Source organism: Micromonospora sp. NPDC005806, assembly GCF_042871425.1.
Classification (GTDB): domain Bacteria; phylum Actinomycetota; class Actinomycetes; order Mycobacteriales; family Micromonosporaceae; genus Micromonospora.
Window position 1 is genome coordinate 34,254 of record NZ_JBIAIL010000035.1, and the last position, 15,052, is coordinate 49,305.

A 15,052-nucleotide genomic window follows, 5' to 3' on the forward strand; every position below is an offset into this window, starting at 1 on the left:
CCGGTGCCGCTGCTGCCCACGCCACCGCCCTCGTCGGCTACCAAGACGATGAAGGCCAACCGCAGCACCGGAACCAAGCCAGAGCTCGCGCTGCGGCGGGCGCTGTTCGCTGCCGGCCTGCGCTATCGCGTGAACCTGAAGGTGAGCGTCCCGGGCCGGACCGTTCGCCCGGACGTCGTCTTCACCCGGACGCGTGTGGCCGTGTTCCTCGACGGTTGTTTCTGGCATGGATGCCCCCAGCATGGCCGCATGCCGAGCGATCCAAGCGGCTACTGGCATCAAAAGATTGACCGGAATCAAGCGCGCGACAGCGCGGTTGACCAGGCGCTGTACGAGTCCGGCTGGCAGGTGGTCCGGCTCTGGGAGCACACCGCTACCGAGGAGGCGGCGAAGCTGGTACGTGCCGCTGTCGCCGAGCGATCCGGCGCGTACCGGTGACGCAACCCCAGCGGGCATCATCGACGAGATGCGCGCACGGGCGGACTCGCAGCGACTGTTCGCCCTCAAGGAACGCTGGGTGTAAGCCTGCAGGCACTGCTTCATGCAATGCCGCCAACTGCAGACGATGAGCGAATCCACCTACCAAAGGGGATCGTGATCCTCTCGCCCCGCGGCTGGCGTTTGCAGGAACCCGGAGACCGGCCAATCCGGGTCTCGCCCGGAGGAATGGAGCGCCACTAATCTAACTGGCCCAGACTCGTTCGCCCTGGCTGGCCGAAATCCGCCTTGGTTTCCGGTGCCTGGAATGATCCGGGCCACTGGCTCGCCACCCAGATTGCCGACGCGCTTGCTGTAGTAGTAGCCGTCAAGAACCAGATCTGCTTGGGCTAGCTCATCGAAGGCAACTCCCGATCTTTCGGACGAGCTTCCCTGGGCGTAGGCGCTCACTACTGCCGCGCCTGTCGTGGCTCTGCCACGAATACGCCGAGTCCCTGGTGGCCATAGAGCTCACCCGTCTCGATGAGGATTGTGATGGCCTGGCGGACGGTCGACTGGCTGCCGACCTCGTACATCTCGGCGAGTGCCTTCGTGGACGGCAGCTTGTGACCGGGAGGCCACTCGCCTGAGGCGACACGCTCCCTGATGTCGGCGATGATCCGCCGGTAATGCGGCTCGAACTTTCGTGGTGCGGGCATGCGAGGTACTCCCAGCTAGGCCCACACATCTGATCACGGTAGCCGGGAGGACTTCAAGAGCAACGTTGACTTTACCAGTAACGCCGGTAAAGTGCGAAGGCGAGGAAACGCCCCAGCTAGGCACTGTGGTGGATCCTTCGTCGGAGCAGCAACTCGCCTCGACCAGGCGGATGACCCGGGTGTGCGCTGGCCAGCGCGCTGCTCCGACGCTCACTAGCTTCCCGCGACAGCCGTTGCATCGACGGCGGCACGAGCAGAAGAGAGGACTCCCGGGCCGCGACCAAGCGGTGGGAGTAACAGGCAGGCCCGGGGTGGGTGCCGGGCTCCGGTCGGTACGGACGCGCGGTCGTACCGACCGTCCCCGCCCGCCTCGGCGCCGCAACCAACCGACAAGGGAGGGACATGGACTCGATCGACGACATCCTTGGTGAACTACCCCTACCGCCGTACGTCACCGCCGAAGACCTCACCTTCGCCGTCAAGGCCATCACCGTGCACGCCGCCGAGCAGTGGCCCGACGGCCCCCGCTGCCGCAACGACCGCGCCCCGCACCCCTGCCGCCTGCACCGCTGGGGCCGACGCGTCCTGATCCGTCGCGGTCTGAGCGAGCGCGAGATCGAGGCCTTGGTCTCCGAACAGACAGCGATGCGGCCATGATTTACGTGACCGGGGAACGCCTGCAACCGCACCAGATCCGCGCCGCATTCTTCGACACCCGGTGGCGTGGCCTCGACCCCGACCAGGTCCACGCCTACCTCAACCAGCTCGCCGACGAACTCGATCGCCTGCACCGCGAGGTGACCACCGCGAACGCCGAGGCCGAACGCATCCGCCAGGCCCTGCGCCAGTGGCGGTCCCGCCACACCGGCTGCCGCTACACCGATCCAGACTGGTTACTCAATGGCCGGTGGCGACGGTGACCGCACCCCGCTGGATCATCCACTTGCCCACCATGCTGAACAGCCTAGACACCGCAGCCGCCCTGGCCGTCGCGCTACGCGACTCCCTCGGCCACGTCACCGCCGTCGACTTCGGCGAGACCACCCTCAGCGAAGAGGACGCGCAGCACCTCCGCCACCGCGTCTGGTGCGACTCCAGGCTCGATGGCGGCCGGCGCTGCTACCTACGCGACGGGCACCCCGGATCGTGCGGGACCGCGGGGGAGGGCAGACACCGGTAGCGTCCGCAAGTGCGCGACACCGAAGACCTTCTGGTCGCCTTCACGCCCCCCGGCCGTATGCGATGGAGGGCACCACCCTCGCTCGCCCGGCGTGCAAGTGTCCTCGACCGCGGCATGGTGGCCTACGTCGGCTGCACCGCGAACCTGCCGCAGAGACCTCCGGCATCACCTGACAGGCGATCGGGACTTGCCGGTGCTACACGAGCAGTTTGGCCAGCTACGCAACACTTCGGACAGCGCAGCACCGTCTGCTTGTCCGCGAGTATCGGTGGTAGAAGGCCAACGGCTGCGGCGGACCATGCGGCCCGCAAATTTCCGGGTGAGGCCTCTGTGGGCGTTCATGGCCCGATCTCCGATCATAAGGTGAGCCGGCCCTCGACGTCGCCTCCGCGATCCAGATCAGGGAGGACAATGGGCAAATCCGGTGGGCGCAAGAGGCGTCAGGGGTCTACATAGGTCGCGGGACTCTCAACATCGCCGGACCGCTTCTGCCAACGGCAAATGACCGGCTAAGTCCTTTCGGGACACGGGCTCTCTCGAGGGGTCGCTCGATCCCTTCGCGCCCGGTACCCTTGGCGCACCAGCGTCGCATCGGATGGATGGTGTGGTTGTGAGCAACCCCGGCGAATCCGGCAGTGTAGCTCCGACGATGCTACGAGCCGACGAAGAAGCGCTACTGGGGTGTATTGCCGATGGCCGTGCGGTGCTCCTCCTCGGCCAGGGTCACACTGCAGGCCTAGTCGATAACCTGATCCGGGATATCGCCGCCCTTTCTGGCACGGAGCAGCAGGGAAGCCTGCCAGAGCAGCTACAGGAGCTTGGTACGGCCAGTCGAGTTGAGGACGTTCGCCGTGCTTTCAGTCGGCAGGCCCCGGACGAAGAACTACTCCAGGTCGCCAGCTGCCCGTGGAGCTTAGTCATTGCCTCAGCCGTCGATCCCGTACCCGTCGAGGCATTTGCCCGTGCTGGCGGCAGAGCAGGTCGACGCATACGGGTGCTGAATCCGTCACAGGCCACGTCGCTTACAGCTTCCGTCAACCCTGCCGCGTTGACCATCGTTCGGTTGTTTGGCTCCGCAGACGAGCAGGTCCCCGCGCATCTCCCACCACTTACACGGGCTGCGCTCCGCCAGCGGCAGGCCTTTGATGTCGGCCCCATCCTGCAGCAGGTGCCGTTCCTCGCCTCTCGCGGGTGTCTGGTCGTCGCAGGCGTCGGCGAGGACGACTGGCTACCGATGGAACTCCTCGCACTTGCATGTAGTTCGCTGCCACCCGGTTCAGTTCACTGGTTTCTCGGCCACGAAGGCTCCGCCGACCCTGCGGCCTCCCCAGATTTCGGCGATACGCTCACCGTTCACGAAGGCACCCTGGCAGAGTTCCTGGTGCGCGGGGCAGCGGGTGCTGCAGGCGAGAAGCTTGTAGCAGCGCAAGACGCTTTGTTGTCGCCAGACGACCACATCATTTCATTCGGCCGTCCCGGTGACTTAAAGCAGATTGTCCTCTCTGCTCAGGAATGGCGCAGTATGTCGCAGGCCGCAGTGATTCTCGACGACGCTGCGGTGGCACCGCCTCCGCCGCTGCTGCCAGACGAAGACCGTGCGGCCTTTCGCTTTTTTTTGCGGGGTGTACAGCGACCACCAGACTGGACCGGTGTCGTCCGTGGCTACCTGTTTGAGCGGGAGATTGCGGGGCGATTTGCGGAGAGAGTGGAGGAAGCCCTCACCGGGATCGGTGCCGTTAATCCCTCTGACGCTCGTGAAAAGTATACCGTCTACTACTCGCGACGCCCTATCCTCCTGACTGGTCCGCCAGCTTCCGGCAAGAGCCGCCTAATCCATTGGCTCGCTGTGCATCTGCGTCGGCGGGGACACGTCGTGGTCTATGTGGCACCAACCGCTGGTCGCGTCAAGTCGGAAGCGCTGGAGCGGGTGTGTCGTCTATTGGAAGAGAAGGGCGCCCCAGGCGTCGCGTTGCTAATTGACGACCTAGACAACCTGCAGTACTCACAGTTAGCGGAGATGTTGGCGGCGGCAGGGCGCAATGCCGTGGTCGTTGGCTCGGCCCGCGTCGCCCCGCAGACCGTTGATCCCAACGTTGATCCCCGTAAATCGGGCGGCAAGGAGCCGGACTTTACGTCCGTTAGCGTTGGACGTCGTCTCGCGGGTCGGGAGATCGAAGGTTTTCGCAGATACCTGAATGAACGTGGTGAACTTTCGGAGGGCTTGACCCCAACCCGCATGCGCGAGCCCTACTTCCTGCTGCTGCTGTATTTCTTGCTGCCCGACACTAGGGGCAACGTCCGACTAAGGGTCGGCGAGGCATATGACCGCCTCGCTCGCGCGTTGGATCTTGCAGCCCGGGCGACCGATAGCGGCAGTAATGGTGGGGACAGCAGGTTCCAGGAACAGCTGCGAGCGGCGGCGCGTCAGCTCTTTCCGAACATGGAATTTGCCGGACGGCAGGATAACCGGTTGGGTTCACCGTTCGATCACTCAGACTACACACGCGATGCCCTCGACCTGTGCCTGGTCTGCGCCCGGCTCCACCGTCCAATCTCGGTGGACCTGCTTCTGCGTGCTCTGGGAGCGGACTTCGTCCGCCGGTATCCGGCGTTCAGCCGAAGCCTCGGCGAGTCCGAATTGTTGAACGAAATGGTGGACGAATACGGTACTGTTACGCTTAACACCGATCATCCGGAGCTCGCTCGTTTGGCGCTCGGAAGCGTTAGGCCCTCGCCGCCGGATCAGCTGAAGCTAATCGAATTACTCGTGCAGGCTGTGCGTTGGAGTGAAAGTAACTATCCCGGCGACGACCAAGGTCAGGACTTTTGTATAGAAATTTTGCAAACGATCGGACCGCGGGGAGAACATGCGGACGCTTACTCCAGCCCGGATAGCTTATCCCTGCTAGCCCGGATCCTCCGAAACATCAGACAGGACCTGCAGGTTCGCATCCCTAAATTGCTGCTGCTCGAGGCCCAGGCACTACGCCTACTCGCTGACCGCGACGGGGACCACGGTGCCTCACTTGGATACATCGCGCTTGCAGTTGATGTGCTCGATCAAGCAGAAGATGTCTTACTGAGTCGCCGCGCGACGGACGCGCGCAACGCCGAGCTGCTGAACGTGCTGACCACTCGCGCCGCCGTACATGGGTATGCAGTCGGTGCTCACCTGCGTCGCCTAGGCCAGCTGAACGATGTGCATTCTGACAACGACGAGCAACGCGGCCTTCGGCTAGCCATCGAGGAAGAGCTAGAGAGGGTAAGTCTTTACGTCGGCCGCACCCGCGCTCTCGGCAGGGCGAGCTTTTTCCCTCTTGATATCAGCTTCTGGAGTCTGCGAGATGTTCTAGAACAGATGCCAGGCCTTTCGAACGTTGAGCGCGCGCGCCTGCTCGCCCAAATGTCCTCGATACTCGAAACTGCCGTTGAAGAACCTCTTGAGCCTCGGCAGGTTCAACGCTTCCGTCAACGCCGAATCCAGCTGGCTGAGCTCGAGGGACGGCACGAGATTAGTGCTGAAATGGCCCTGGAGATGCGCAAGCAGGGCGATTTCACGGGCCACTGCCAGATCATCAGAAGACGCGTCTACTCCCCGACGACGCGGAAGGCTCACTCGCCTGCGGCTGCGGCTGAGGGCCTCGCCTCGCTACTTGGTCTCGATAATGCTGTCTGGCGAAGCCGAGAAGCTATGGCGCTTGCTCATCATCTCTGGATGGATGCGCATCTGCCTGAGGGCCAGGTTGGGGGAGCGGATCCCGTCTTCGCCCACTGTTCACGGCAAGAGTGGAAAGAGTGGAGCCTAATCCTTCATGCTCGACGCAATTTCCCTGAGGACGAAGACAACGCGTTTGTAATCTTCTGCCTTGCCTGGGCCCTGTTTCAGCTTGATGAACCTCACGCCGCGCTGGCGCAGGTGGCTGTCCTTGAGTCAAATTCGTCCGGCAGCCGGCGCCGCGTCGGCTGTCTAGCGGTCTTGGCCGACGATAATGGTGTACCTAGGTCATACCGCGCCATTGCGCGCCGACGCCAGGCCGATAACTGGATCTGTTATTTGCCCCAACTGCTGACGGAAATCCGTATCCCCTTGGCTATTCTGGGTTCAGAGGCTGATCTCCAGGTCGGCAGTGAAATCTCGGCGTTTGTCGGCCTTAATTACCGAGGCCTGCTTCCCTGGAGCCGACGGACCGATGGTTTGGCATCGCACCGAGTGCGGAGGGACCGGAGTGATGCTCCCAGCTCGGAGCCGTCAATACCCAGGCAAGCTGGTCCCCCCACCCCGTCGCCAGCCATGATGCCTCGACGTCGAAATGCCCCTGCGTCATGAGGCAGGCCGACTGGGCGCAGCGATACCAACAAAGAGGCAGTTGGCTCCGCGACTATGGTACTCAGGGAGTTCCTATCCCGGTTGTTGCGGCCAGCCCCGAGCTGCGGCAAGTGTGTGACCTGCTCGAGGATCTTTCGAGTGGCCAGCGGCGATGTGTACTCCTTCACGGACCGAAGGGTAGCGGCAAATCCACAGTTGTGGCGGCTGCCATGGCTGCTTTTGCCGAACTCGGAGTCCAATATCGGCAGCTTCAACCCAAGGGGGAGCATGGCGCAACTATGGAGCGGATGGCCCGCGGGCAACTTGAGGCGCTGGTGCTGGTCGACGACTGCGATCGGATACCTCCCCGAACCCTGCGGAAGCTAGTGGAGAAGCGCCGCGGCTGCCTTGGATTGCTTCTTACCGCCAATCAGATCTCAGTCGATATATCGGCGCACCTTTCAGAAGAGGGTGACTATTACTTACCCATTCCGCCGCTTGAGCAGCGTCCCGACGAACTGTTACTGATCGCGAGTACTATTTGGCAACAGCTCGTTGGCCCGAGGGGCGACGACTTGGCCCGCTCGTGCGATGAGTTAGCGGTCAGGGCGCTCTCGGAGGGGCCATATCCAGACGGCGCCTGGTCGCTTCAGCGAGTGCTGACCGACGTTATAGGCCTACTAGAAAGTAGTGGAGACCTCGTAGCAGGCCGTCTTCAACGCTCAATTTCATACGCCGATATCGCCCCTCTGCTGCTTCGGCTCGCACGAGAACGAGTCGCTGTAGCGCATGTAGCGCCCACCAATGCGGTACTCGTTGTAGAGGGCGACACGGATGAGTCATACCTACACAGCGCCGCACGCCTGGCTAATGAGTGGAAGGGGTGGCGGCTGCTCGATGGTCTTACGGTGGAGGCAGCAGCGCGCGGGCGGGGGGGAGGGGGCACAGAGGTTGTACGTCGGGTACAGAACCTGCACCGCGAAGGTATTCCTGCGCTCGGCCTCTTTGACTATGACATACCTGGCCGGGACGCATATGATCTCGCCGGCAGGAACGGCCTTCAGAGGCTCCTGCTGCCGGTCGAGTTCGATCCCCTTAGGCGAGATTCTCAATTTGCAATCGTGGAAATCGAAGACCTCCTTCCAGTCGAGTTGTTAATTCAGTATTACGAACTCCATGACGATAAATCGCCGGAGGAGCAGCACTGGCGCTTAGGCCACCTGCGCATTGTGCCACTCGGCGAAAACAAGGGCGAGATCGCGGGTTGGGTCAGCGGTGCCGCCACATACCAGGATCTGGAACGGATGGTGCATCTCCTGGTCCAGGTCCGCCAGCAGTTGAGGTTGCCCTGTACTCGCGAGATGGCTGACAGAGGCTGGCTCCGCCTCCTCCAGCACCAACCCGTGGCCCGATCGCTGTCCCTCGACAACGGTAGGCGCCCGCTTGTCCCCGAACAACGCGGAGCCCCGAGTGACTTGCTCCCACGGTAGGCATCAGTCCCGTGATCGAGGTTTCCGCACGGCGCAGCTGTTCGCCCCCTCCCCAATCTAGGACCAGTGTGTTAGCGGAAGGTTTCAGACGTACCGACTCGCGAACATGCCCGTCGTTGTGGTCCTTGCGTTGCCCCGAATTTGCCTATCGGTGGCCAGCCAACCGGAGATTCTCGAGTGCTGCATCGAGTTGGTGTACGTCATCCGGCCAGAACGGTTCGAGCGCCTGCTCCATGTCGTAGTGGCTGCACGTCGCGCCGGATAGCACGTTCAGGATCTGCCAATGCCGACGGTCGAGGCCGAGGTCGCCAGCGTCGCGTCGAACTGCTCCTCGATCAGGTTGTGCAGGTGCTTGAGGCAGTAGCCGATTGGCTTGTCGGTGTCGCTCACAACGGCATCCCCCGGGCAAGGCCTTTTGCCACGATTTGACTTGGTGTCAATTGTTGTCGGGCCCTGGTTCGCTGGTGCCGCCAAGGTCACCTGCATGACTGCTTCTAATCCTGGCCTGTCCCGCTTCCGCCGTACCGGGGCGATCACGGCGGCTGCGCTGGCCGCGCGGTGACTCTCTGTGTCGTTCCGGGGGCCCGCGCCGAGGCCGCCGGCGACACGCTTCCGCTCGGCGGCGCCGACCTGACGGAGGTACTCACCAGCCGCGCCCTGGCCGACGGCGTCACGCTGACCCGGATCGAGCGGGGCGGCGAGCCGGCGCCGACCGGTCAGATCGACACCACCACGCGGGGACCGTGGGTGGTCAACGTGCTCACCATCGACCCGAGCCAGGCCCGCGGGCACCTGAAGGCTGCGTACGGCCCGAACTTGAGCCAGGTCGAGAAGACTACCGAACTCGTCCACGCCTCCGGCGCCCTGGCCGGGGTCAACGCGTCGTTCTTCACCTTCACTGCCAGCCAGCTATACCCCGGCGACCCTGTCGGGCTGGGGCTGTTTGGCGGGAAGCTGCTCAGCGAGCCCACCACCGACCCGGCAGAGGTCAACTTCGTCGTCGGCGCCAACAGCAACCGCGCCCTGACAGGGAAGCTGACCTGGTCGGGCAGCGTACGGAACCGACAGACCGACGCCAGCCTGCCGCTGGAGTTCATCAACCACCCGCCGGTCGTGCCCGCCGGCTGTGCCGCGCTAGCCGACCAGACGCAGTGCACCCTCCCCGGCGACGTCGTCGAGTTCACCCCCGAACTCGCCTCGTCGACCCCGTCCGGCACCGGCGTGGAGGTCGTGCTCGACCGGCTCGGCTGCGTGGTGCGCACCTCGACCACCTGGGGCACCACCCTGGCCGCCGGCCAGACCTCGCTGCAGGCGACCGGGCGGGACACCGCGGCCGGCCGCCGCCGGGCAGGGGTGCGTGGACCGGATCCGTACCGCAGCGGGAACTGACCGTTGTCATTGATGAGAGCTGCAGCAGCGGCCACGTCCGTACTCAGCACCGGGTGCACCGGCCCCGTACGACGGGCGGTCGCACCTTCACATGCCGCCCACGGCCAGGGCTTGTTCGCCACGGCCGTGCGCGGCGCCTGCAGCGGCCGGGATCAGCCGCCATAGAGCCGGTCGATGTGCTTTAGTCGTTGGGTGCCCGGTCGCAGAACTGCGCTCCGGCGAGCACGTGGTTTTTCAGTCGCGGATGTAGTGCTCACCTACCTCGTTTATCAGCCACTCGCAAACCTCCTCGGACACCGTCCACGGCCGGTTGACCATGAGCTTCTGGACCTTTGCGAGGTCGGTGCCCGCCGGTGGAGGAGGCAGCGGCTTCCCCCTCCAGAACTCGTGATCGGGATTGTTCAGCGCAGCGAAGACCGCAGCGACGTGGGACGGGTAGCCCGGCGTGCACCACCAGCCAGTTGCCCACGTGGTGCTGGCGACGGCCGGCGTGTAGAACACCGACCGGGGATCGTGCTCGTCCATGCACACCAATAGGTAACCCGCCGCCATGTTCACCTGCTCGCGGTAGGCGGTGATCTCCGTGTCCGGCGTGACGTCGTCTGGCACGTCCCCGTCGGGGTGAGCCCGAGCGTTGGCGAGGGTGCGGGCCACCACCTCGTAGATCGTGAGCCCGGTGATGAGCCGGCGCTTCGGGTTGGTGAGCCAGCGGTAGAGGTTGTAGACGACGGCTTCCAGGGAGTCGCGGTCAGCGTCCGCGATCTCGCTCATGGTGTGGACGCCTTGTTGGCGGCACCATGTCCTCAGCCGGTCGCGGACCTTCGCCGTCGTGTGGGTGTTGATCCGGTACATGTCTGCGTCCGAGAGAGCACCGATGTCACGGCCGGCGTGCCAATCCTCCACCACGGTGTTCCGCCACCACCGCACCGTGATGCCGACTGCAGCCATGTCGATCATCTGGACGAGGTTGTCCGGGTCGAACCCGTGCTGAGCCAGCAGGTCACTGAGGACAGCCGGGGAGGGATACCGCGCGTCGTCCACCTCGTCACTCACACCGGTGCCCTCCATTCCTCAGCCGCCCTCCCTATGGCACACCTGGTGCCTGACATGTTGTGGTGTTGAACGAGCGAAACTTGCCGACTATTTCATAGGCTCGCCATGGAGGGCGGCAGGTAGCGCTCGAAGAATCTTCGCCACCAGCTCACCCCGGCTGCACACCCGAACCCTCTCGAACACCTGCTCATGTATTCGCGCACCTTGTGCCGCGATCAGGTGCAGGCACCCCGCGATCTCCGTCGGCGACAGCCCCCGCGAGTGTTGGCGGCCTCAACCGCGAGCTCGTACGCGGACTCGGTGGCCCCGGGTTGACCGCCCTCGGCGTGGTGGCCGCGGTGCCTCCGGAGCGCCGGAGGCGCGATCACCCTCGCCATCCCGAGCGCGAGGTTCGATCGCGACCAGCTACCGACGTGGGTCGCGGCGATGTCGGCCGCCGTGACCCGGTCGAGAACGACCTCACCGCGCGGAGTTGACCGAACAGGGCCATGCCCCGGTGATGGGATCCGCCGGAGGCCACGTCTGGGCTGCCAGACCGGTGCGGTTGTCCACGGCGGCGGCCGCACGGGCGTAGGGGCGGGGCGTCGATACCGGTACGTCGGCCCGGCGGACGTGCGGGCGTCGGTCGTCGGCGCTCCCGAGGGCTGGCCCATCCGATCACCGGTCGATCTCGACGCCTACCTGGCGGCCGCCGATCCGCGCGACCGTGACGAGCCGTTCACCTACGTCATCGACCCTGGCGGCACGCTGCGCCTCGCGCCGAGACGCAGCGAGCACGTCGCCTGCGCCGGCGGTGGGGAGGTCCTCGGCGCGGGGGAGATCGCCTTCGCTGGCGAGCGGGACGACTGGGTCGTGACCGAGGTGAGCAACCAGTCCACCGGCTACTGCCCCGGTCCCACCTCATGGGCGCCGGTGGCGGCCGCTCTCGATCGGGCGGGTATCGGCCGCCCGGCAGGCTTCACCGCGGCCGTCGTCTTCCGGCGCTGCCTTGACTGCGGCGAGCGCAACGTCGTCCGCGACGACGACTACATCTGCGCGCTCTGCGGCGCTGAGCTGCCGGAGGTTGTGGAACCCCGGCTGACGGCCCAGCCGCCGACCGACCAGCGTCTACGCTGACGACCGGCGCGGCTGATCGTCACTTCCGCCAGGCGGGCGCCATCCGCTCGGACATCTCTCGCCAGAACGTCCGCAGCTCCTCCCGGTTCACCGCCTGCCAGTCCGCCCGCCCCGGCGCGCGGAACCAGTGCCCGACCAGATCGATCTGGTGGGCGCAGAACGCCTCGTCCATTTGGTACGGCAGCTCGTCTCCCTTCGGCGGCAGCGGGCACAGCCGGAACGGGCAGTCGTCGATGCAGGTGGAGCCGGGTTGGACGTCGTGGGCCTGGCGGCGGCTGAGGGTGACCCGCATCGCGCTGCGGTCGATGGTGAGGCACGGGGGCAGTTCGGCCCGGCTGGCCCGGCTGAGCCGGCGCGCCCGCTCGGCGTTGTCCTGTCCCCGGTCGGCGAGGTTGAGCAGCAGCATCACGTCGGCCAGCAGCCGTTGGGCGCGCGGTTCCAGGACGGCCCAGCCGTGCGACGGCGGCAGCCAGGAGTCCTGCATCCGGCGGACGCCGGGCTGCGGGCTGGCCGCTCCGACCCGTCCGACGATCTCCCGCTCGTCCACCCAGCAGTACCGTTCCGGATGGCGGTCGGTGAGCGCCTCGACGCACAGGTCCGCGACCTCGAGGACGAGCGGGTGGGCCGTACCGCTGCCGGGCTGCGGGGCGCGGTGCCCGCCGCCGGCGATCGAGGTCCAGAAGGTGACCAGCCCGCGTGGGTCCGAACCGCGACCCCGCTCGCGCAACGTCTCGCTGGGATCCCGGGGCAGGGCCAGCAGGGTGAGTGCCTGGAGGAGCACCAGGTGCGAGTACCAGAACCGGGAGTACCGCAGCGCCTTCTCGGCCTCCTCGATCAGGATGCTGCGGTGCACCGGGTACGTGCGGCAGTTGGCCGCCAGCCGGAATCCCTGCGCGAGCGTGAGCTCGTAGACGCGGGCCCCGTCCGTCGCGTCGGTGGCCAGGCGGTGCACCCACCGCCGCAGGGTCTCCCGGGCCACGCCCCGCCAGTCCGGTTCGCCGGGGGCGTCCGCACCCTCGGCGAAGAGGAACAGCGACGGGGCGATCCAGGTCCGTAGGTCCTCCAGGCGTTCCCGGCCCAGCGTGTCGGCCATCTCTGGCGGCTCGTCGAGCAGGTCGTGCAGCGCGCGGACGGCCGCGTCGCCGCCGCTGGCGATCTCCCTGGCGGCCGCCAGGCGGGGCAGGTAGGAGGTCTCCTCGGCCATCATCTGGAACAGCTGCCGATACTGCGGCTCGGGCTGCTGGCCCCGGGGCCCGCCGACCTCCGGGGGCCGGTTTCCGAGCTGCCGGGCGGCGTCGCCGTACCGGAGCACGAGGGCGATCTTGGCGTCTTCGAGCGGGCGGTCGGTGACCGAGCCGTCCCCCTGGTAGGTGGGCCAGGCGCTGCGGATCGCGTCGGCGAGTTTCCGGTGGAGCGGGTGCCCGGTGGCCGCGTCCATCTCCAGCGCGGTCGTGAACATCTCCAGGGCCCGGGTGCGGTTCCGCGTCCGGGTCGCCTCCGCGCAGAGCCGCTGGACGAGGCTGACCGACCGGTTCCGGGTGACCGTCGCGTCCTCGGCGCTCGAACGGATGCGCACGGTCTGCCGGACCGCGTCACCGAGGCGGTGCAGCTTTCCGCCTGCGGAGGGCGGCATCCGCCGCCCGTCCAGCCGTTCGAACACCCCGCCGCTGCGGCTGTAGAGGGGGAGGGCCGCGAGCAGCTCCCGTCCCGGGCCGTGGTTGCGGGTGAAGGCCCGTTCGAGGAAGGCGTCGTCGCGCAGGGCGGCGGCGAGGAAGCGCGCGCCGAGGTACGCCTGGATCACCCCGTGCTGGAAGCGCACCCCGTCCTGCCGTTTCACCACGATGTTGAGCGCGTCCCCGGTGGTCTCGGCGAGCCCGATGTCCTGCGGGTTGTCGGCGCTGAGCTTGTGCAACCGGGCCCGGAGTTCGGCCAGGATCCACTGGCGGCCGGCGTCCGGCGTGCCATCGGCGCCGCGGAGTGCGGTGGTCCTCACCGACTGCTGGTTGTCGCGTAGCCCTAAACAGGCGAGCGCGGAGAGCACCTCGATGGCGTCGGACCGTTCGGTCGGCGGCATGCCGTAGTCCTCGTACAGGTCCCCGGCGAGGGTGGCCTCGTACCACTCCTCCAGCAGACTCCAGCGCAGCGCGGATCTGCCCTGCCCGGCGGGCTCTACGCGGTCGAGGTGGTCGACCTCGTATAGCTGGCCGATGACGCGCAGGTAGAACGGTGATTCGGCCACGTCGGCGGCCTTGACCAGCCCGGTGATCCGGTCCGACCGCTGTCCGTCCGAGCGGCGGCTGCGGCTTTGCACGTACTCCAGGGCGGCGCCCTGGGCGAGCGGCTCCAGTTGCAGCAGCAGCGCGTCCAGCCCGCGCAGCGGATCAGCGGGGCGCGACGCGACCACCAGCGGGAGCCGCTCGCGGACCGCGCCCCGGATGGCCTCTCGCAGCAGGCTGTCCCGGTCGGCGAGCTGGGCGGTGTCGGCGAGGACCTCCTCCAGGCCGTCGGCGAGCACGACGATGCGGTTCTCCAGCCAGAGCCGCCGCCACACCTTGTCCGCCTCGCCGGTGGCGTGCAGTTGGGTGTCGATGGTGCGCTCGAACTGTGCCTGGGCGAGCTGGTGGAAGTTCAGCTGCTCCGGCGCGGTGACGGTGCGCAGGTCGACCCCGATCGGTACGACGTCGGTGGCCATCAGCAGCTCCGCGAGGCGGACCAGAGTCGCCGTCTTGCCGGTGCCGATGCCGCCCACCAGCATCAGCGGACGGCGGTGGTGCTCGTCGCGAAGCCGTTGGATCATCAGTTCGCACAGTTCGTCCCGGCCGACCACGTGGACGCCGCTGATGTCGCGTTCGGCGGTGGGGATCACCATCTGGCGGTTGACTAGGGCGTTGCGGTCGTACCAGCGGCGGACCCGGAGATACCGCCAGAAGATGAACACCGCGAGGCCGAGTCCCACGATCAGCGGGCCCTTGACGAAGCCCTCCACCTGCCCGCAGTAGTACGACCTCGGCGGCTGGCCCGCGCACCAGCGCGACATCGGCAGGAAACCGGGCTCGGCGTCGAGGACGGTCAGCACCAGCGAGTAGATGGTCCACGCCACGAGGATCGTGGCGGTGGCGATGATCGCCCAGCGCAGCCCGTGGTGGTGCCGCCAGGTCATCCGGTGGTCGGGCCGGTGGTCCGTCCGCCGGCGGAGGCTCCGCTCGGTCCGGCGTTCCCGTCGGGTGCGCCACCTGCGCCGCCGCTGGCGTAGCCACAGCCCGGCCGCCCAGACCCGGCCACGTCTCGGCCCGCGCATGGCCACCCCCATGATCGACATGGTCGGCTAGCGGAGGGAAGCGCGCCGTACCTCCTCGCTCAACCCAGGCTAGTGCCGGTTCCC

Annotated in this window: 10 protein-coding genes and 2 pseudogenes; 9 read left to right on the forward strand and 3 right to left on the reverse strand. The window is 66.5% G+C overall.

Features of this window, described 5'->3' with window-relative positions:
• Positions 1 to 3: 3 nt before the first annotated feature.
• Positions 4 to 438 carry a very short patch repair endonuclease gene (locus ACFYOS_RS28090; protein ID WP_387147913.1) on the forward strand — a complete coding sequence of 145 codons (435 nt, stop codon included), beginning with the start codon at positions 4 to 6 and terminating at the stop codon, positions 436 to 438.
• 449 nt (positions 439 to 887) lie between these two features.
• Here the strand turns inward: ACFYOS_RS28090 and ACFYOS_RS28095 are convergent, their stop codons facing one another.
• The gene (locus ACFYOS_RS28095; RefSeq protein WP_387147916.1) at positions 888 to 1,136 is read right to left on the reverse strand and encodes a GntR family transcriptional regulator; all 249 of its coding nucleotides are present in this window, start codon (positions 1,134 to 1,136) and stop codon (positions 888 to 890) included.
• 402 nt (positions 1,137 to 1,538) lie between these two features.
• On the opposite strand from ACFYOS_RS28095, the gene ACFYOS_RS28100 reads away from it, so the two are divergent.
• From ACFYOS_RS28100 to ACFYOS_RS28130, 7 genes and pseudogenes are all read left to right on the forward strand, one after another.
• Positions 1,539 to 1,793, forward strand: a complete 255-nt coding sequence (locus ACFYOS_RS28100) for a hypothetical protein (protein WP_387147918.1) — start codon at positions 1,539 to 1,541, stop codon at positions 1,791 to 1,793.
• Positions 1,790 to 2,056: a DivIVA domain-containing protein gene (locus tag ACFYOS_RS28105; RefSeq protein WP_387147921.1), complete on the forward strand. Its 267-nt coding sequence runs from the start codon at positions 1,790 to 1,792 to the stop codon at positions 2,054 to 2,056. Before ACFYOS_RS28100 ends, ACFYOS_RS28105 begins: the two co-directional genes overlap by 4 nt.
• Positions 2,044 to 2,316 (forward strand): hypothetical protein, encoded by a 273-nt coding sequence (locus ACFYOS_RS28110; protein WP_387147924.1) that lies wholly within the window; start codon positions 2,044 to 2,046, stop codon positions 2,314 to 2,316. The genes ACFYOS_RS28105 and ACFYOS_RS28110 overlap by 13 nt, the downstream gene beginning before the upstream one ends.
• A 595-nt stretch (positions 2,317 to 2,911) precedes the next feature.
• The gene (locus ACFYOS_RS28115; protein WP_387147926.1) at positions 2,912 to 6,643 is read left to right on the forward strand and encodes a hypothetical protein; all 3,732 of its coding nucleotides are present in this window, start codon (positions 2,912 to 2,914) and stop codon (positions 6,641 to 6,643) included.
• Positions 6,640 to 6,873, forward strand: a pseudogene (locus ACFYOS_RS28120) (ATP-binding protein); the annotation flags it as partial. The gene ACFYOS_RS28115 and the pseudogene ACFYOS_RS28120, both read left to right, overlap by 4 nt.
• 48 nt (positions 6,874 to 6,921) lie before the next feature.
• A complete protein-coding gene (locus ACFYOS_RS28125; RefSeq protein ID WP_387148011.1) occupies positions 6,922 to 8,112 on the forward strand; it encodes a hypothetical protein in 1,191 nt (396 codons plus the stop codon).
• A 558-nt stretch (positions 8,113 to 8,670) separates the two neighbouring features.
• Positions 8,671 to 9,472: pseudogene (locus tag ACFYOS_RS28130) on the forward strand (phosphodiester glycosidase family protein); the annotation flags it as partial.
• 263 nt (positions 9,473 to 9,735) lie between these two features.
• Here ACFYOS_RS28130 and ACFYOS_RS28135 read toward each other — a convergent pair.
• Positions 9,736 to 10,554 carry a hypothetical protein gene (locus ACFYOS_RS28135; protein WP_387147929.1) on the reverse strand — a complete coding sequence of 273 codons (819 nt, stop codon included), beginning with the start codon at positions 10,552 to 10,554 and terminating at the stop codon, positions 9,736 to 9,738.
• Between the two features lie 612 nt (positions 10,555 to 11,166).
• On the opposite strand from ACFYOS_RS28135, the gene ACFYOS_RS28140 reads away from it, so the two are divergent.
• Positions 11,167 to 11,670, forward strand: coding sequence for a hypothetical protein (locus ACFYOS_RS28140; RefSeq protein WP_387147932.1), 504 nt, complete (start codon positions 11,167 to 11,169; stop codon positions 11,668 to 11,670).
• Between the two features lie 19 nt (positions 11,671 to 11,689).
• Here the strand turns inward: ACFYOS_RS28140 and ACFYOS_RS28145 are convergent, their stop codons facing one another.
• Positions 11,690 to 14,989 (reverse strand): NACHT domain-containing protein, encoded by a 3,300-nt coding sequence (locus ACFYOS_RS28145; RefSeq protein WP_387147934.1) that lies wholly within the window; start codon positions 14,987 to 14,989, stop codon positions 11,690 to 11,692.
• Between the last annotated feature and the right edge of the window lie 63 nt (positions 14,990 to 15,052).

What these genes read in the sequence shown, in the direction of transcription:
- ACFYOS_RS28105 (WP_387147921.1), top strand. Translation starts at nt 1,790, where the DNA reads ATGATTTACGTGACCGGGGAACGCCTGCAACCGCACCAGATCCGCGCC.
- ACFYOS_RS28145 (WP_387147934.1), bottom strand. Translation starts at nt 14,989, where the DNA reads ATGTCGATCATGGGGGTGGCCATGCGCGGGCCGAGACGTGGCCGGGTC.
- ACFYOS_RS28125 (WP_387148011.1), top strand. Translation starts at nt 6,922, where the DNA reads ATGGAGCGGATGGCCCGCGGGCAACTTGAGGCGCTGGTGCTGGTCGAC.
- ACFYOS_RS28095 (WP_387147916.1), bottom strand. Translation starts at nt 1,136, where the DNA reads ATGCCCGCACCACGAAAGTTCGAGCCGCATTACCGGCGGATCATCGCC.
- ACFYOS_RS28100 (WP_387147918.1), top strand. Translation starts at nt 1,539, where the DNA reads ATGGACTCGATCGACGACATCCTTGGTGAACTACCCCTACCGCCGTAC.
- ACFYOS_RS28115 (WP_387147926.1), top strand. Translation starts at nt 2,912, where the DNA reads ATGGATGGTGTGGTTGTGAGCAACCCCGGCGAATCCGGCAGTGTAGCT.